The organism is Marinobacter changyiensis (assembly GCF_009193265.1).
Taxonomy (GTDB): domain Bacteria; phylum Pseudomonadota; class Gammaproteobacteria; order Pseudomonadales; family Oleiphilaceae; genus Marinobacter; species Marinobacter changyiensis.
The window spans coordinates 283,226-301,709 of sequence record NZ_VZZZ01000001.1 but is presented as its reverse complement, the minus strand read 5'-3'; the positions used below and the strand labels follow the sequence as shown (position 1 = coordinate 301,709).

14 protein-coding genes and 1 pseudogene are annotated in these 18,484 nt (G+C 57.8%); 9 read left to right on the top strand and 6 right to left on the bottom strand.

The annotated features are described in order from the left end of the window. Positions 1-91 precede the first annotated feature (91 nt). Positions 92-493, bottom strand: a pseudogene (locus F6Y09_RS01545) (2Fe-2S iron-sulfur cluster-binding protein); the annotation flags it as partial. 227 nt (positions 494-720) lie between these two features. On the opposite strand from F6Y09_RS01545, the gene F6Y09_RS01540 reads away from it, so the two are divergent. Further along, positions 721-945, top strand: coding sequence for a hypothetical protein (locus tag F6Y09_RS01540; RefSeq protein ID WP_152205168.1), 225 nt, complete (start codon positions 721-723; stop codon positions 943-945). An 84-nt stretch (positions 946-1,029) separates the two neighbouring features. On the opposite strand, the gene narL is transcribed toward F6Y09_RS01540, so the two are convergent. Both narL and F6Y09_RS01530 read right to left on the bottom strand, forming a co-directional pair. Next, positions 1,030-1,689 carry a two-component system response regulator NarL gene (gene narL / locus F6Y09_RS01535; protein ID WP_152205167.1) on the bottom strand — a complete coding sequence of 220 codons (660 nt, stop codon included), beginning with the start codon at positions 1,687-1,689 and terminating at the stop codon, positions 1,030-1,032. Positions 1,690-1,725: 36 nt separating this feature from the next. Then, complete coding sequence (locus F6Y09_RS01530) at positions 1,726-3,585, bottom strand: ATP-binding protein (RefSeq protein ID WP_152205166.1); 1,860 nt, start codon at positions 3,583-3,585, stop codon at positions 1,726-1,728. Between the two features lie 197 nt (positions 3,586-3,782). Between F6Y09_RS01530 and F6Y09_RS01525 the strand changes: the two genes are divergently transcribed. From F6Y09_RS01525 to F6Y09_RS01490, 8 genes are all read left to right on the top strand, one after another. Beyond that, a complete protein-coding gene (locus F6Y09_RS01525) occupies positions 3,783-5,051 on the top strand; it encodes an MFS transporter (protein ID WP_152205165.1) in 1,269 nt (422 codons plus the stop codon). A gap of 113 nt (positions 5,052-5,164) precedes the next feature. Then, entirely contained in the window at positions 5,165-8,908 is a 3,744-nt protein-coding gene (locus F6Y09_RS01520; protein ID WP_152205164.1) for a nitrate reductase subunit alpha, read from the top strand. Further along, the gene (gene narH, locus F6Y09_RS01515) at positions 8,905-10,473 is read left to right on the top strand and encodes a nitrate reductase subunit beta (RefSeq protein ID WP_152205163.1); all 1,569 of its coding nucleotides are present in this window, start codon (positions 8,905-8,907) and stop codon (positions 10,471-10,473) included. The genes F6Y09_RS01520 and narH overlap by 4 nt, the downstream gene beginning before the upstream one ends. A 10-nt stretch (positions 10,474-10,483) precedes the next feature. Continuing rightward, positions 10,484-11,224 carry a nitrate reductase molybdenum cofactor assembly chaperone gene (gene narJ, locus F6Y09_RS01510; protein ID WP_152205162.1) on the top strand — a complete coding sequence of 247 codons (741 nt, stop codon included), beginning with the start codon at positions 10,484-10,486 and terminating at the stop codon, positions 11,222-11,224. 20 nt (positions 11,225-11,244) lie between these two features. After that, a complete protein-coding gene (narI, locus tag F6Y09_RS01505; protein ID WP_152205161.1) occupies positions 11,245-11,922 on the top strand; it encodes a respiratory nitrate reductase subunit gamma in 678 nt (225 codons plus the stop codon). 11 nt (positions 11,923-11,933) lie between these two features. Continuing rightward, positions 11,934-12,740 carry a peptidylprolyl isomerase gene (locus F6Y09_RS01500; RefSeq protein WP_152205160.1) on the top strand — a complete coding sequence of 269 codons (807 nt, stop codon included), beginning with the start codon at positions 11,934-11,936 and terminating at the stop codon, positions 12,738-12,740. Positions 12,741-13,059: 319 nt separating this feature from the next. After that, a complete protein-coding gene (locus F6Y09_RS01495) occupies positions 13,060-13,809 on the top strand; it encodes a Crp/Fnr family transcriptional regulator (protein WP_152205159.1) in 750 nt (249 codons plus the stop codon). A gap of 46 nt (positions 13,810-13,855) precedes the next feature. Beyond that, the gene (locus F6Y09_RS01490) at positions 13,856-14,257 is read left to right on the top strand and encodes a ribonucleotide reductase subunit alpha (RefSeq protein ID WP_152205158.1); all 402 of its coding nucleotides are present in this window, start codon (positions 13,856-13,858) and stop codon (positions 14,255-14,257) included. Between the two features lie 13 nt (positions 14,258-14,270). Here the strand turns inward: F6Y09_RS01490 and moaA are convergent, their stop codons facing one another. The 3 genes from moaA to F6Y09_RS01475 all read right to left on the bottom strand — a co-directional run bounded on the left by moaA (position 14,271) and on the right by F6Y09_RS01475 (position 18,207). Continuing rightward, positions 14,271-15,263: a GTP 3',8-cyclase MoaA gene (moaA, locus tag F6Y09_RS01485; protein ID WP_152205157.1), complete on the bottom strand. Its 993-nt coding sequence runs from the start codon at positions 15,261-15,263 to the stop codon at positions 14,271-14,273. 104 nt (positions 15,264-15,367) lie between these two features. After that, on the bottom strand, positions 15,368-15,850 hold the full coding sequence (locus F6Y09_RS01480) for a hemerythrin domain-containing protein (protein WP_152205156.1): 483 nt from the start codon (positions 15,848-15,850) through the stop codon (positions 15,368-15,370). Positions 15,851-15,912: 62 nt separating this feature from the next. Further along, positions 15,913-18,207, bottom strand: coding sequence for a nitric-oxide reductase large subunit (locus F6Y09_RS01475; RefSeq protein ID WP_152205155.1), 2,295 nt, complete (start codon positions 18,205-18,207; stop codon positions 15,913-15,915). Positions 18,208-18,484: the final 277 nt, after the last annotated feature.

The following is an 18,484-nucleotide window of genomic DNA, read 5'->3' as shown; positions in this document are numbered from 1 at the left end:
TGGGTTTAAATGGTTTTGCTCTTGCCAGAGGTTTGTGGAGCTTTCGGAACGAGCTGACTATGTCTCCGGCCAACAACTACTGGAAGTGATTCTGCAGTCTTTCAATTGCAGGATCGGGCGTATCGTTGATCAGCCATGGCTGCACCCGTTCATACTGTTTGAAGTACAGTGACTGGTCGACGACCAGGTCCCGGATCACCGGCATACCCGGCAGCGGGCGAATCTCCAGAACGTCTTTCCTGCCCAGGGCGTCCGCGATCCGTGTAATGCAGCCCAGACCATTGCGACCGTTGATGTTGAGTCCATCCGAACCACAAACGCCTTCCCGGCAGGAGCGCCGGAAGACCAATGTGGCATCCCGGGTTTTCAGGTGCTCAAGTACATCCAGCACCATCCGGTTCCGGAATTCGTCGTCAACCTCGACATCCTGATTGTAAGGTACTTCATCCTGTTCCGGGTTGTAGCGGTAGTGCCTGACGATGAAACCACTCATAGCGCTGTTCTCCCGTGCCTTGAGTTGATGCACTCGAACAAAGGCGTATTCAGTATGAAATTTAGCAGATGACCCATGCCATCAGACTGAAAGTACGAAATCAGGATTCTGTGCCAGACTCCAATAATTAACGGTGCTGCTTACCTCCATTGACGGCGCTCAGTCCGCAGTGTTCCCACCTTCCTCGGGAAGCTCATGAAGCGCTGAAGTCATTCAGGAGATAGTGTATGGACTCTGCCGAACGCCGGGAATGGGACAGAATTGCGTTTGTGGTCAACCGGGACGGAGTTCCGGCAGCCCTTGCTTTTGCCAGGCAAGGGGTTGGTCAGTACGAATCTGCCATTCGTGAGACCGATTCCGGAGGTAACCAATACGGCGCCGCATACCGGGAAGGTCTGTTGGCTTCTATCCGGGTGTATCGGCAATATTTGCAGCAGAATGAGAGCCCCTGAAGAAGCCCGGGGCCCAATAAACTGATAATGCTATTCCAGGGTGGGGGGCTGGTCATGTTCCATTTGGCAGCGATTTGAAATAGCTCAGCCCCTGTGCAGCCCTCCCTCTACCGCCCATACGGCGACCTCCACACGGGAACGCAGGCTCAGCTTCTTTAACAGGTGCTTTACGTGCACCTTCACGGTGCCGTCACTGATGTCCAGTTTGCGGCCAATCATCTTGTTGGACAGGCCCTCGGCGATCAGCCGGAGGATGTCTTTTTCCCGGGGGGTCAGGCTGGCAAAATTCGGCTGTGTGGACGGTTGGGGTTTTTGGGAGCGCAGAGCCTGAGCCAGCAACGTGGTCAGACGCTCGCTGATGACCAGCTTGCCTACCGCTGCCTGGTGCAGTTGCCTGATCATGTCTTCAGGTTCCATGTCCTTGAGCAGGTAGCCATCAGCTCCGGCGCGCAGGGCGGCAACCACGTCATGTTCATGGTCGGAAACCGTAAAGATGATGATGCGCGAACCAACACCCTGTTCTCTGAGTATGCCAAGGGCCTCGATGCCGTTGATGTCGGGCATATTAAGGTCGAGCAGGATCAGGTCGGGCTCCAGCTCAATGGCCAGGCGGATACCATCCGTGGCGTTACTGGCCTGACCCACCACCGTCATGTCGTCTTCCATGTCCACCAACTGCTTGATGCCCTGCCGAAGCAACGGGTGATCATCGATCAGCAAAATAGTCGCGGGTGAATCAGCCATGATCTCAAGTATCCTTTTTGTAAAGCCAGGAATTCGTCAGCCGTTAGAGGCTTCATACGCAATCAGGTGGCGGCTTTTCGGCACGAAGCTGAGTGTAACCTCCACGCCGCCGGTTGGGCGATTCTGAATGGCAATCTTGCCACCGAGCGTGCGGGCACGGTCCTGCATGATAACCAGCCCGTAGTGGTGAAGCGGCTGGGCCTCCACTGGCAGGCCTTTGCCGTTGTCGAGGATGCTCACCTGCACCCGGGGTGACTCAAAGCTGACCCTGACCGTGATTTCCGTTGCTTGTGCATGCTTGACGGCATTGGCAAGCCCTTCCCGGACAATCTGCAGGGTGTGGATTTCCTCGTTCGGTGACAGTGTGCTCGGGGGTAGAGTGTATGCCAGTTCGACCGGTTTACCCAGCCGGTCGGAGAATTCATTGACGGTGCTCTGCAAGGCGGTGGCGAGATCCGGGGTGTCGAGATTCAGACGGAATGTGGTCAATAATTCCCGGAGTTGCCGGTAGGCATTATTCAGGCCCAGACTCAGCTCGTCGAGTATTTCTGAGTGGAAACTCTGTTGCTCGCCGCCAATTTCAAGCCGCCGTAACCGGGCAACCTGCATTTTCAGGTACGACAGCGACTGGGCCAGTGAATCATGCAGTTCACGGGCGATGACCGCCCGTTCTTCCGCCAGGGTCAGTTGTTGCTCCTCGGTGATCTGGCGCTCAAGGTAAATGGCTGTAGCCAGTTGGTCGCTAAGGATTTCCAGCAGCCTGCGAGCGGTTGCGGACAGCTCCTCATCAGCGGGATACCAGACTTCAAGCGTGCCCAGAAGTTGACTGGATGTCCGAATCGGCAACAGCAGCCGACGGCCGTCGGAGCTCTCTGAAGGGCGCTCGTCGTATTCTTCCGGTGTCACCAGGCAGGCGTTGCAATGGTGGTCCTTGCAATAGTAAGGGCGCTGAACGGTCGCGGTAGTAATGGCCTCCACTGTTTTGTTGACGTTCTTGTCGTGAAGAAACAGCCGTATCGGACCGATGCCAAGTAGTTGCTCCAGATCCTGCAGCATCGGAATGGCGCCACTACACAAGTCATGGTTGGCAAACAGCGAACGACTGGCAATATGGAGCAGTTCCAGTGCCTTATGGCTTTTTTCAAGTTCGCGGGTCTTTATCAGGGCTTCGGTTTCCAGCTCATGGTAGCTGACGGCCAGCTCCCCGGTCATCTTGTCAAAGGCGACTCCCAGTTGTGACAGCTCATCCGTGCCAGTGAACCGGGCTTTGCGGGTAAAGTCTCGCTCCCCGACCGCTTCGGCGATGCCCATAAGCGTGCGTAAGGGCTTCAAAACCCTGGTTTTGAAGTCCAGGAACAGGCCCAGAACAATAATGACGGACAGTGTAAGGCTGAAGACCTGAATCACATGCAGCAAATCTATGCGTGCTTCGGTGCGTTGTTCCAGAACCCCGACCATATCGTTAATCTGGCCGACGAAGTGGGTGGTACTGGCAAGCAGAGTGTCAGCCACGGGCCCTCCGGGAGGGCTTTGCTTGAGTTGCTCGCGTAGCTGCCCGGACCAGGTTTCAACAAGCTTGCGGTAGTTACGAGTCAGCGGGTGGTCGGCAGAGTCGGGAATAGCCTGGCGAATACTCTGATGGGCAAGGCGGGCATCGTATCGCTGGAGCTCTGACTCAAGAGTTTCCCCCGCATCAGACCGCTGGGCCGGGTCGGCCGCAATCGCCAGTAACTGGTAGGCCCCCATACGCAGCGAGCCGGCGAGATTGATGGCAGTAGCGTTACCTTCAATGCTCCTGGAAATCGCCAGGGTGGTGGCCATGCTGACAACTGCGGTCAGCACCACGACACCCACAACAACACCTATTCGATTAACCAGGGAGCTTGTGGCTTTCATTTGGACTCATCTTCTACCGGTGGCTGCCAACGTTTCCGTCTGACAAATATCCGTTTGAGATAGAACCGACGGAGTGGATATACCTCCTTCAGGAGAGGTTATCTTCGCCAATTACCCCAATGGTCTGTCGCCCATCATAGTCTTTGACCCTCAACCGGGCAAAGCCGGACACTGCAGTGTGCCGTTATGGGGGGAACATGGGATCAGAACAGGATCGCAATGATGAAAGCCTGACATCGCTGGTGGTGATACTGCCACTGGCTGTCATTGGTTTTGCCGCGGCGGCAGGCAGCTGGACATTGTTTGCTGTGGCTGGCATCTATTTGCGCGCCAGCCTTGGTCTGACAGAGTTCGAGTTCAGTTTGCTGCTGGTAGCACCGATGGCCGCCGGTGCTTTGGTCGCCGTGCCCGCCGGGCTTGCGGCTAACAGCTTGGGCGCCAGAAAAGTGATGATTGGCTGTCTTGCCGGTGTTGCCCTGAGCATGGGTGTGTTGCTCGTGACGGAGAGCTTCCCCAGTTATCTGCTGGCATCGGTCGGGCTCGGCCTGACCGCAGGCATGTACAGTGCGGGGCTCCAGTTTATCAGCCGGTATGGGCCGGCAAACCATGTCGGATTGATCTGCGGTACCTTCGGAGCCGGTATAATCGGCGCGGGGCTCAGTTATTACCTGGTGCCCCTGCTGATCACGGCGTTTTCCTGGCGAGCGGTCCCTTTAGCCTATCTGATTATATTGCTCCTGGCGCTGGTGTTGCTGGTGCTGCTCACTGACGATCAGGATGGTTTGCGGGATCGAATTCCGGAGCAATCCTGGCGGCAGTTTCTCGCCCCCAGCCACTATCGGCGCTCGGGAGAGATTTCTCTATGGTTCGGTGCAGTCGCCGGCAGTTTTCTCGCGCTGGCGCTCTGGTTGCCTGATTTGCTGACCTCGCAGTTTCTGCTTACCGCGACTGGAGGCGCACGGCTGGCTTTGTGGTTTGTGGTCCCCGGTGCACTGGGCCAGATCCTCGGTGGTGGCCTGGCTGACCGTCTGGGCAGTAACCGGGTGATCAGACAGAACCTTGCTCTTGGTCTCATGGTTCTTGCCGTCTTGTCCTACCCGACCATGACGCTGCTGATACAGGGCATTGATGGCGTCATACGTTTTGATATCGCTTTTCCCCTGGCGCTGGAAACGGCGTTGGTTGTATTGCTTGGGGGGGCGTTGGGCAGCGCCATGGGGGCCCTGTTGCAACGGATGGCGGTCGAGCGACCAACCTGCACTGCGCTCAATGCTGGCATGATGTTGCTCAGTGCCTGCCTGATAGCCTTTGTGCTGCCGGTCACATTCTATGCGGCCAATCTATGGCTGGGGGTCCGCAGTGTGGCCTTCATGATGATCTTCCTTCTGTTAGCTACCTGCCTGATGCTGTTTTCACGATCGGTCCGCAGGCAGGAGCGACTGGCGCTCCTTCAATCGGGCGTATAGAGGCCTTATCTCCTTGGTGGTACAAACCGGTTATCTCGGGGTAACCACGCAGATTTCCGAGGCCTTCTCCCACACACTGTGTTGAACACGGATTGACCCGGAGAGAGACCGCCATGAGCCACTTGATCGACAAATTGAATTACTTCAGGAAGAAGCGCGAGCCATTCTCCAATGGCCACGGCGAGACCCACGACGTCAACCGTGACTGGGAAGACAGTTACCGCCAGCGTTGGCAGCATGACAAGGTTGTTCGCTCCACCCACGGCGTCAACTGCACCGGCTCCTGCAGCTGGAAAATCTACGTCAAGAACGGCCTGGTCACCTGGGAAACCCAGCAGACCGATTACCCCCGTACCCGCCCGGGTCTGCCCAATCACGAGCCCCGCGGTTGCCCCCGTGGTGCCAGCTATTCCTGGTACATGTACAGCGCCAACCGCCTGAAGTACCCGTTGATGCGCAAGCACCTGATGAAACTCTGGCGTGAGGCGAAGGCGCAGCATAATGACCCGGTAGTGGCCTGGACCTCTATTGTTGAAGACCCGATAAAAACCGCCGAATACAAGCCCCGCCGCGGCATGGGTGGCTTCGTGCGCTCCAGCTGGGACGAAGTCAACGAGGTGATTGCCGCTGCCAACGTCTACACCGCCAAAAAGTATGGCCCGGACCGCATCATCGGCTTCTCGCCGATTCCGGCCATGTCCATGGTGTCTTACGCCGCCGGCAGCCGCTACCTGTCGCTGATCGGCGGCGTGTGTTTGAGCTTCTATGACTGGTACTGCGACCTGCCGCCGGCTTCCCCGCAAACCTGGGGTGAGCAGACCGACGTGCCGGAATCCGCCGATTGGTACAACTCCGGCTACATCATCGCCTGGGGCTCCAATGTGCCTCAGACCCGAACTCCGGACGCCCATTTCTTCACCGAAGTCCGTTACAAGGGCACCAAGACCGTCGCCATCACCCCGGACTACGCGGAAGTTTCCAAACTGTCTGACGAGTGGCTGAACCCGAAGCAGGGCACCGATGCCGCGATGGCCATGGCAATGGGCCACGTGATTCTCAAGGAATTCCACCTCGACAAGCCCAGCGAGTATTTCACCGATTACGTGCGCCGCTACACGGATATGCCGTACCTGGTCATGCTGGAGCATCGTGAGGACGGCCGCTACGTGCCGGGCCGGTTCCTGCGCGCCAGTGATCTGGTGGATGGCCTCGGGGAAGAAAACAACCCCGAGTGGAAAACCATCGCCATCGACGAGAAAACCAATCAGCTGACCGCACCTAACGGATCTATCGGCTACCGCTGGGGTGAAAAAGGTAAGTGGAACCTGAGGCAGACCGCTGGCAGCCATGATGTAGAGCTTCAGCTGTCCATGGTCGAGAAGCACGATGACATAGTCGACGTGGCCTTCCCGTACTTCGGTGGTATCAAACACGATCACTTCAAACACGTGGAAGTTTCCGACACCCTGACCCACAAACTTGGCAGCCGCAAAGTGCAGTTGGCCGACGGTAGCGAAGGCCGGGTGGTCACCGTATTCGACCTGATGGTTGCGAACTACGGTATTAGCCGGGGTCTGGGTGACGACGACGGCGCCACCTCTTATGATGAAGTGAAGCCGTACACACCGGCCTGGCAGGAAAAAATCACCGGTGTTCCGGCTGAGAAAGTGATCCGCATTGCCCGTGAATTCGCCGACAACGCCCATATGACCAAAGGCCGTTCCATGATCATCGTGGGTGCCGGTATGAACCACTGGTATCACATGGACATGAACTACCGCGGCCTGATCAATATGCTCATTATGTGCGGCTGCGTCGGCCAGAGCGGGGGTGGATGGGCGCACTATGTCGGCCAGGAAAAACTGCGGCCACAGACCGGCTGGCAGCCGCTGGCCTTCGGTCTGGACTGGCAGCGCCCGCCCCGCCACATGAACGGTACCTCCTTCTTCTACGCCCACACGGGTCAGTGGCGATATGAGAAGCTGGGTGTGGACGAGATCCTGTCGCCGCTGGCGGATAAGGCCAAATTCGCTGGCAGCCTGATAGATTACAACGTGCGCGCCGAGCGCATGGGCTGGTTGCCCTCCGCACCGCAGCTGAACCGTAATCCGCTGGGCATCGCCGCAGAGGCCGAGAAAGCCGGCATGGAAGTGGCCGATTATGTGGCCCGGTCCCTGAAGGACGGCTCTCTGGCCTTTGCCAGCGAAGATCCGGAAGCACCGGAGAACTGCCCCAGAAACATGTTTATCTGGCGCTCCAACCTGCTGGGTTCTTCCGGCAAGGGCCACGAGTACATGCTCAAGTACCTGCTGGGCACCACCAGTGGTCTGCAAGGTAAGGATCTGGGCCATGAAGGCGGCGTCAAACCGACAGAGGTCAAGTGGCATGACAAGGCACCGGAAGGCAAGCTTGATCTGTTGGTGACCCTGGACTTCCGCATGTCCACCACCTGTCTGTATTCGGACATCGTGCTGCCGACCGCCACCTGGTACGAGAAGAACGACCTGAATACCTCGGACATGCACCCGTTCATTCACCCGCTGACCGCAGCCACCGACCCGGCCTGGGAGGCCCGCAGTGACTGGGACATCTATAAAGGCATAGCCAAAGCTTTTTCCACGGTCGCTGAGGGCCACCTGGGAGTGGAAAAAGACGTGGTCACTTTGCCGCTGCTGCACGACGCACCCGCCGAGCTGGGCCAGCCCCTCGATGTGAAAGACTGGAAACGCGGTGAGTGCGAGCTGATCCCGGGCAAAACCGCCCCCCATTTCCTGACTGTCGAGCGGGACTACCCGAATACCTACGCCCGCTTTACCTCGCTTGGTCCGATGCTGGATGAGCTTGGTAACGGCGGCAAGGGCATCAACTGGGACACCAAGAAGGAGGTCAGCTTCCTGAAGGAGCTGAACTATACGCACCTGGAAGGTGCCAATGCCGGTCGGCCGAAAATCGAGAGCGCCATTGATGCGGCCGAAGTGATTCTGACCCTGGCGCCGGAAACCAACGGACAGGTTGCCGTGAAAGCCTGGGCGGCCCTGTCCGAAAAGACTGGCCTGGACCACACCCATCTGGCGAAAAACAAGGAAGAGGAAAAGATCCGCTTCCGGGACATCGTGGCCCAGCCGCGCAAGATCATCTCCAGCCCGACCTGGTCTGGCCTGGAAGACGAACACGTGTCCTACAATGCCGGCTACACCAACGTTCACGAGCTGATCCCCTGGCGCACCCTGACCGGTCGTCAGCAGTTCTATCAGGACCATGAATGGATGCGCGCTTTCGGCGAAAGCCTGCTGGTCTATCGCCCGCCTATCAACACCAAGGCGATGGCACCGATGCTCGGTAAGAAACCCAACGGAAACCCTGAAAAGGCGCTGAACTTCCTGACGCCGCACCAGAAATGGGGTATCCACAGCACCTACAGTGACAACCTGCTGATGCTGACCCTGTCACGGGGTGGCCCGATTATCTGGCTCAGTGAAGACGATGCCAAAGAAATTGGTGTGGTGGATAACGACTGGATTGAGGTCTTCAACGCTAACGGTGCCATCGCGGCCCGGGCAGTGGTCAGCCAGCGGGTGATGCCGGGCATGGTGATGATGTACCACGCCCAGGAGCGGATCGTGAATATTCCCGGCTCCGAAATCACCGGCACCCGTGGCGGCATCCACAACTCGGTCACCCGAGTCTGCCCGAAACCGACCCACATGATCGGTGGCTACGCCCAGTACTCTTACGGTTTCAACTATTACGGCACCGTAGGCTCCAACCGCGATGAATTTGTGGTGGTGCGCAAGATGAGCAACATCGACTGGCTCGATGGCGAAGGCAATGACACTGTCCAGGAGGCTGTAAAATGAAGATCCGTTCCCAAGTCGGCATGGTACTGAACCTGGACAAGTGTATCGGCTGCCACACCTGTTCAGTGACCTGCAAAAACGTCTGGACCAGCCGCGAAGGCATGGAATACGCCTGGTTCAACAACGTCGAGACCAAGCCCGGTATCGGCTACCCGAAAGAGTGGGAGAACCAGGACAAATGGAAAGGCGGCTGGATGCGTGATGCCAGTGGCAAGATCCGCCCGAAGATCGGCGGCCGCTTCCGGGTGTTGGCGAACATCTTCGCCAACCCGGACCTGCCGGAAATTGACGACTACTACGAGCCATTCGACTTCGATTACCAGCATCTGCACACAGCAGGCGACAGCAAGCATCAGCCGGTGGCACGACCGCGCTCGCTGATCTCCGGCAAGCGCATGGAGAAAATCGAATGGGGCCCTAACTGGGAAGAAATTCTGGGCACCGAGTTCGCCAAACGCCGCAAGGACAAGAATTTCGATCAGATCCAGGCCGATATTTACGGCCAGTTCGAAAGCACTTTCATGATGTACCTGCCGCGCCTGTGCGAACACTGCCTCAACCCCACCTGTGTGGCCAGCTGTCCCAGTGGCGCCATCTACAAGCGTGAGGAAGACGGCATCGTGCTGATTGATCAGGACAAGTGCCGTGGTTGGCGGATGTGCGTGTCCGGCTGCCCGTACAAGAAGATCTACTTCAACTGGAAAACCGGCAAGTCCGAGAAGTGCATTTTCTGCTACCCGCGTATTGAAGCCGGCCTGCCCACGGTCTGCTCCGAAACCTGTGTTGGTCGCATCCGTTACCTGAGTGTGCTGCTTTACGATGCCGACCGCATAGAGGAAGTGGCCAGCACCCCGGGCGAGCATGAACTGTACGAGAAGCAGCTGGAAATTTTCCTGGACCCGAACGACCCCAAAGTGATTGAGCAGGCGCAGAGAGACGGCGTTCCCATGAACGTGATTGAGGCGGCCCAGCGTAGCCCGGTCTACAAAATGGCGGTGGAGTGGAAGCTGGCCCTGCCGCTGCACCCGGAGTATCGCACTCTTCCCATGGTCTGGTACGTGCCACCCCTGAGCCCGATCCAGTCTGCGGCAGAAGCCGGCAAGGTCGAGTTTGACGGCATCTTGCCGAAGATCGAAAGCCTTCGGATTCCGGTCAAGTACCTTGCCAACCTGCTCACCGCCGGTGATGAGAAGCCCGTTGTTCTGGCGCTCAAGCGGATCATGGCCATGCGTTTGTACAAACGCGCAGAAACCGTGGAGGGCAGGGAAGATCTGCGGGCGCTGGAGGAAGTTGGTCTGACCAAGGCCCAGGCTGACGAAATGTACCGTTACCTGGCCATCGCTGACTATGAGGACCGCTTCGTAATTCCCACCAGCCATCGCGAACTGGCGAAGGAAGCCTTCCCTGACGCCCACGGCGAGCGCGGCGGCTGCGGCTTCAGCTTCGGCGACGGCTGTAGCGGCGACAACAAGTTCAACATGTTTGGCGGTAATAAGCAGACCACCACCATGGTTCAGAAACTGACCACCGTGCAACAGGTGGACCCCCGGCAGCTAAAGGATTAAGGAAAACACCATGACATTATTAAGAGTGATAGCCCGGCTGCTGGATTATCCCACCGCCGAACTGCTGCAAGCCAAAGACGAGCTGGTAGCGGTTGTCCTGGAAGACCGCCTGTTACCGCAACAGCAAAAGGGCGAGTTGCTGCGTTGCGTGGAGCGGTTGTGCGAACACAATCTGCTGGATCTACAGGAAGAGTATGTGGGCACTTTTGACCGCGGTCGGGCTACCTCGCTGTTGCTGTTCGAGCACGTACACGGTGAGTCCCGCGATCGCGGCCAGGCCATGGTGGACCTGATGGAGCAATACCGTGCCAATGGTCTGGAGATCGATGCCAGGGAGCTGCCGGATTACCTGCCGCTGTTTCTGGAATACCTCTCCACCCGGCCAGGGGAAGAAATCAGAAATTGGCTTGAGGACATCCACCACATCCTTGGGCTTCTGGGCGAACGACTGTATCAGCGCGAGAGTCTCTATCACGTTTTGATGGATGCACTGCTGGTGCTGTCGGGCCGTGAGTCGAATCGCCAGGAACTGGCGCAGATCGTTGCCTCGGAAGAGCGCGACGATACGCCGGAAGCCCTGGATAAAGTCTGGGAAGAGGAAATGGTCAAGTTCGTGGACGATCAGGGGAGTTCCTGCAATACGGGTGGCGTTGTAGGCCAGCGCCGCCGGGAACTGGAGCAGACTCAGACCATTCATCTGAGTGATCAGCTGATGACGGATGTCACACCCCGTCAGGCAGGGCGCGCCTGAGGGCGCAGGAGGAAACGACAATGTCTTACCTGAACACACTGTTATTCGGAATCTACCCGTACATTGCCCTCGTTGTGCTGATCATCGGTACCTGGGCCCGATACGACCATGGCCAGTTCACCTGGAAAGCCCATTCCAGCCAGATGCTGCGCAAGAAAAACATGGTCATGGCCAGTGTGCTGTTCCATGTGGGTGTGCTGGTGGTTTTTTTCGGCCACCTGGTAGGCCTGCTGACACCCCATTGGGCCTATGAATGGCTGATGACTCCGGGCCAGAAACAGGTGATGGCGATTGTGGTTGGCGGTGTCGCGGGCGTCATGGCCATCGTTGGTGGCGGTATGCTGGCCTGGCGTCGCCTGACCGACCCACGGGTCCAGGCCAGCAGCAGCTTCGCTGACAATATGATCATCGTGATCCTGGTGATCCAGTTGGCCCTCGGCCTGCTCACCATCCTGCCCACCCTTGGTCACCTGGACGGCGGCACCATGCTCAAGTTCACAGCCTGGGCACAGGGCATCTTCACCCTGCAGGGTGGCGTGGCTGACTACATTGCCGACGTACACTGGATCTACAAGACCCATATTTTCCTGGGCCTGACCATCTTCGTGCTGTTCCCATTTACAAGGCTGGTGCACATGCTGAGTGTTCCCGTGGAGTATTTCGGGCGCAAGTATCAGGTCGTGCGTAAGCGCGCGTAAGGAGAAATACCATGCAAATCATCCCCGTCGGCGAAGCCGAAAAACCCAGAAACCAGTTCCCGCCGGTCGCCGTGGGTGACACCCTGATCGGCGAGGAAGCCATCGCCCGGGAAATGCAACACCACCCGGCCGAAGAAGTCGCCGAAGCCTGGCACGAAGCCGCCAAAAGCCTCGTCATCCGCGAACTCCTCCTGCAGCAGGCTACCCGCCTGAAGCTGGACGACATCGCCGACGAAGAAGATCGAATCGCCCGCGTGCTGGAACAGGAACTCAACGTCCCCAACCTCAGCGAGCAGGACTGCGAACGCTTCTACGCCGCCAACCCGGCACGCTTTCGCAGCCCAACCCTGATGGCAGTAAGTCACATCCTCCTCGCGGCCGCCCCGGACGACGTCCAGGAGCGACTCCGTCAGGAAGAAGCCGGCAACCAGGTGCTGTCATCCCTGCTCGACGGCCGTGCCCAATTTGCAGGAATGGCCAAACAATACTCCGCCTGCGAATCCCGCCAACAGGGCGGCAGTCTCGGCCAGATCAGCAAAGGTCAGACCGTGGAAGAATTCGAGCGCCCCGTCCTGCGCCTCCGCGAAGGTCTCAGCCCGGAACTGATCGAAACCCGCTACGGCTGGCACATTGTGAAAGTTGATCAGCGAATCGACGGCGAACAGCTCCCCTACGAGCACGTAAAACCCCAGATCCGGCAGTACCTGAGCGAAAGCGTGACACGAAGAGCGTTCCGGCAATACGTGCAGGTGTTGGCAGCGGAAACCGGAGTGGAAGGCGTAGACTTGGAACTACCCGACTCACCCCTGATGCAATAAGTTCGTAAAACCCGAGGCTAACTCAATTGTCAGGAGGCCGGTGGGCAGGACCGATTGCCAAAACTGTGCGGAGCCATGGATGGCGTAGCCCAAGCGTTACATGGATGTGCCGCAAGGAGCGTGTTTTGGAAAGCGGTCCTGCCCGCTGGCCCAACCTCCCAAATCAAAAGAACACCCGAACCAACCCCACCTTGAGTTAAATCAATTACTCAGAAATAGCCCCGCATATACCCCCATAGGGGGAGCGACGCCCAGCCCATACCTCTCTACTATTTAAAACATGATTTGAAATGCATGAATATGCAGAGAGGACATTCAGATGGCGTTGACACAAACTGCGGAAACCCGATGCAGCAAACCGATACTGGTCGCCGTAAATAAACCCTTCGACGATGAAGGCGGCCTTCAGGCCCTGCGCAGCCACCCGTTATTCGCCGCCTTGAGCGGTCAGGACCTCCAGTACATCCTCCAGCAGTCCCGAAGGCTCCATCTTGGCCATCACCAGTTGTTGTATCGCCAGGACATGCCGGCCCATCAGTTCTTCTTCGTGATCTCCGGCTGCCTGCGCCTGTACCGCCTGGACTCCTCCGGCATTGACCGTACTCTCGACAGCATCGCCTCCGGCGACTGTTTTGCCGAAGTCATGATCTACGCCGATCCGCCCCGGTACGCCTGCTATGCCGAAGCCCTGAAAGCCAGTGAAGTGCTGGTGATACCGGTCAAGGCCTACCAGGACCTGCTCGAAATCAACCCTCGGTATGCCCAGGCCGCCCTCCGGCATTATGCCAAGCGGGCCGTCTCCCGGTTTCACGACCTGGAGATCATGACCGTCCAGAATGCCCGTGACCGGCTGATCCGTTACCTGATCGATCTGCTGCCAAACGGTACGGAAGAGGGCGGTGAGGTCGAACTGCCCCTGCCCAAGTGTCTGGTGGCATCCAGGCTGGCCATGCAACCGGAAACCTTCTCCCGGATTCTGGCCGATCTGAAATCCAGCGGTCTGGTGCGGGTCAACCGCAGCCGGCTCTTCATCTCGGATCCCCAAAGGCTTGTCGATATCAGCCAGTAACTCAGGCCCGCTTGTGACCATCCACACTCAACCCGGATACTGCGCAATGATTTCAAATTATACCGACCTGATCACCACAGCTCAGACCCAAGCGGAACCACAGCGGCTGCTTTTTGTCTTTTGCCGCGCGGAACTGCCGGATGAGGCCTCTGAGCAGGAGAAAACAGCATTTCAAAACGGTGAGGGTGGAGCTCTGAATCCGGTCATCTGTGTCGACAAGCCGCTTTCCGAGGCCAGGGATTTCGAGGCCTTGGTGGCCGAATCCCGACATACCGGACAGGTATGGGATGTGCTTTTTGTTGCCGCCATGTCTGGACGTGGGGGCTCCATGCCATCCACCGACGAAGCTCAGCAGCCACTCACCATGATGGTAGAATCCATTCGCCTGGGGCACCTTGGCAACTACCTGCCCTTAGATGCCAGCGGTGAAGCGATAAGCCTGGGCTGAGGCTGGCTGGGGACTAACCCCCGGTCATGTTCATGAATCTGAGAATCTGAACATCACCATCCGTAGAAAAATGATGCCGCTCCGGCTTCAGATCCATGGCGTTGATGATGGTTTCGCGCAGCTTGTCATTAGTCACCGGATGGCCACGCAGAACACGGCGCAGGTCCACCGAGTGCTCATTGCCAAGACAGAGCAGCAGACGCCCCTCCACCGTCAGCCGAACCCGGTTGCAGGTTGAGCAGAAGTTGTGGGAGTGGGGTGAAATAAAACCGACCCGGATATCGCTGTCCGGCATGCGGTAATAGCGGGCAGGGCCGCCGGAGCCTTCGGGAGTGGGGACCAGTTGATGGCGCTGGCCGATAATGTCTCGGACCTCGTCACTGGTGCACAGCACCTGACCGCGATCATGATCGGAGATTTCCCCCAGCGGCATTTCTTCAATAAAGGTGATGTCTACCTTTTTCCTGCGGGCGAATTCCACCAGCTCAGGCACTTCCTGGTCATTGTCACCTTTCATCACCACCGTATTGAGCTTGATGCCCTCAAAACCGGCGTCTTTGGCGGCGTCAATGCCATCCAGTACCTGGCTTAGCCGCCCGGTACGAGTGATCCGGTGAAACTTGTCGGCATCCAGAGAATCCAGGCTGATATTCAGCCGCTTGAGGCCGGCCTTGCGCAGGGACTCTGCCATGGCAGGCAGCTGGCTACCGTTGGTGGTCATGGCGAAATCCCGCAGGCGGTAACTGCCGATTTCCTTGACCAGTTCCAGAATGTCCTTGCGTACCAGGGGCTCACCTCCGGTTAGCCGGATTTTTTCCGTGCCCAGGGACACAAAGGTTCTTGCCACGCGGGCAATCTCTTCCAGTGTCAGCACCTGCTGGCGGGGCAGGAACGTCATTTCCTCCGCCATACAGTAAACACAGCGAAAATCGCAACGGTCAGTAACGGACAGACGCACGTAGTTGACGGTGCGGCCGAAACGGTCTGTCAGCTTGGCGTGGGGCATGGGATGGTTCCTGTCCTTTGCTGTGTGAGTTCTCACTTGAGAGGGTAGCTCAATTATGGCAAATCAGCCTGTCGAATCCGATACCCCTACGGGAGTATACCTTCTCAGTTCCCACCATCAATGCGGCTGAACAGCAGTTTGTTCTCTGTCTGTATGTGGGCTTTGAGATCATCGCGGAATGTCGAGAGCCCCTGGTAGAGACGCTGCCAGCTTCCACACGCATCGTCTGGCAGGGTCAGACCATTGGTGAGGTGCTCCAGCGCCTCCAGCGCGGAGCCGTGATCCTCGTGCTCGTGCCGCATAATGGATACCGGTCCGCCAGCCATGGCGCCCATTCCACGTGTAATCATGGGAAAAAGAATCTGCTCTTCCTTGGCCATATGGGCCTCGAGGTCTTCGGCCATCTGTCTCAGGTGCGCCGAGAGGCCAGCCGGGCAGGCCGTATGGCCGCCGTGGACCCGCTCCACCCGCTCGGAAAGCTGGATCAGCTCCGGCAGCTGTTCGCGGTGGGTATCGTGATAACGGGTCAGGATATATTCGATCAGTTCTTCGTTGGAGGCCTGAGCCATTTGATCAGGAATTATCATGTTAGTACTCCCTCTGGTTGGGGTAATTGGGACGGACCTTCCCTGGTCCGGACTTCGATATATCAGGCGCCCATCTCGCGGGCAGCCCCTTGCTCATCAGTTTCAAGAGTGGTTGGTTCCAGATCCGGGAAGAAGATCCCCTTTACTACCTGCCAGGCCACCGCCAGAGCACCGATGATAAACACCACGTCTCCGAAGGTGCGGACCCAGCGCAAGGTCTGCAGCAGGTCGGACTGCATGAAGCCCTCACTTCGGGCATACCAGAGCCCTTCGCTCGCGCTGGCTGCAAACTGGAGCAGCCCGATAGGCAAAAGGCTGGTGAACAGCATCAGGGCAAGGCCCACGTTCAACCACCAGAAGCCTACTTTCATCAGGCGGTCATCAAACAAGATGCGCGGTTTGATGTAGCGCAGAATCAGCAGCACAAAACCCAGCGCCAGAAAACCGTATACCCCGAACAGTGCTGCGTGAGCATGGGTGGGCGTGGTGTTCAGGCCCTGAATATAATAGAGCGCAATCGGCGGGTTGATCATGAAACCGAAAACTCCGGCGCCCAGCATGTTCCAGAACGCAACGGCCACAAAGAACATCAGGGGCCAGCGTATATTCTTCATCCACGGCGCGCGGGACTTCAGCCGCCAGTTTTCCCAGGCTTCATAGCCCAGCACCACTAAGGGCACTACTTCCAGCGCGCTGAAGGTGGCGCCAACTGCCATCACCGGCGTGGTCGTGCCGGAGAAGTACATGTGATGGAAGGTGCCGGGAATACCGCCAAGCATGAACAGCGAGGCTGACGCCAGGCTGGCTGCGGTAGCAGTGGTTCGGGATACTAACCCCATGCTGCAGAAGATCAGAGCCAGAGCCGCGGTGGCGAAGACCTCGAAGAAGCCCTCGACCCAAAGGTGAACAACCCACCAGCGCCAGTACTCCATCACTGACAGATGGGTGCGTTCGCCATAGAATAATCCGGCGCCGTAAAACAGGCCAATGGCCACCACCGAAGCGGTCAGCAGTGCCAGCAGGTTTTTGTCGCCCGGTTGACGTAGTGCCGGCACAATGCCGCGAAGCATCAGCGCCAGCCAGAACACAATGCCGAGGAACTTGCCAAGCTGCCAGAAGCGGCCAAGGTCAACATACTCGTAGCCTTGATGTCCGAACCAGAAACTCAGGTTGGGCGGCATGATCTGGTTGATAGCGAAGAAATTACCGGCAAAGGAGCCAGCGACTACTGCTACCAGCGCCCAGAACAGGATGTCGACCCCCAGCTTCTGGAATTTCGGGTCTTTGCCACCATTGATAATAGGCGCCAGAAAAAGCCCGGCGGCCAGGAACCCGGTGGCAATCCAGAACATGGCGGCCTGAAGGTGCCAGGTCCGGATCAGGGAGTAGGGCAGCCACTTGGAGGTTTCAATACCATAGAAACCCTGACCTTCAACCGTGTAGTGGGCAGTAAAGCCCCCCAGGAACACCTGCAGTACAAAAAGCCCGACCACGAGCAGAAGATACTTGCCCAGGGCCTTTTGGGAGGGCGTGATGTCAAAGGCAGTGAGGGGGTCTTTCAGTGGTGCCGCCACCTCGGATTCGTCATGACGACGCAGGAAAGCCCAGGCCCAGATCAGGCCACCCACACCAGCGATCAGCAGAATTATACTGACCAGTGACCAGATGATGTTCTCGGCGGTAGGGACGTTGTCTATCAGCGGTTCATGGGGCCAGTTATTGGTGTAGGTGGCACCACCTTCAGGACGCTCCGTGGCTGCGGCCCAGGCTGTCCAGAAGAAGAACTGGGTCATTTCTGTACGTCGATCCGCGCTGGGCAGGGTGCCTTCCTTCATGGCGTAGCTCTGGCGAGTGCCGCGCAGGCTCTGGTCGTCCCCGAACAGGCGATGGTAATAGTCGGCGGTCTCGGCAATGGCGCGGGTACGGCGTTCAGACAGGACCAGTGTGGCTGTCCCGATGTCATACCGGTTGTTACGGTATTCCGATTTCAGCTCATACTGCAGGGCATTCTGTTCAGCGCCATCGAGCTCAGGATACGACATGCCAAAGGTTTCCTGGGCGGCGATGTCAAGCCACGCCAGCAGTTCCCGGTGTAACCAGTCCGCGGTCCAGTCCGGTGCCTGGTAGGCACCATGACCCCAGATCGAGCCCAGCTGCATGCCCCCGATGGACTGCCAGGCCGTCTGGCCGTTGAGGATGGTTTCCTCGGTCATCAACGGGTCACCATTTTCACTGACCACAACATCAGGAATGGGTGGCGCAGCGCGATAAACCTCGGCACCAAAATACCCAAGCAGGGTAAAGGTGATCCCTACCACGGCAATCAGGATAAACCAGAGTCGACGATATTCACCCATGATTTGAGCCTCCCGGGCCAGCAGCGATGCGCTCGGACGGTATCAGTTGTTGCGGGTGAAAAGCCTCTGTCAGGTCAGTTTTCAGGCGCTGGTGGAGCATTACAGCTCCAGGCATGGCGTGGGCGGTTTGCCCAGGGGAGTGGTAAAGCGCTTTCATGGTGTTTAACTCCACAGGTTTATCCGGACGAAAGGTTGCGGAAGTGAACCCTTCGCGACTTAAAATACACATACAAAATACATCTATAAAATTAAAAGGTAAATAAAATACATCTTAAAG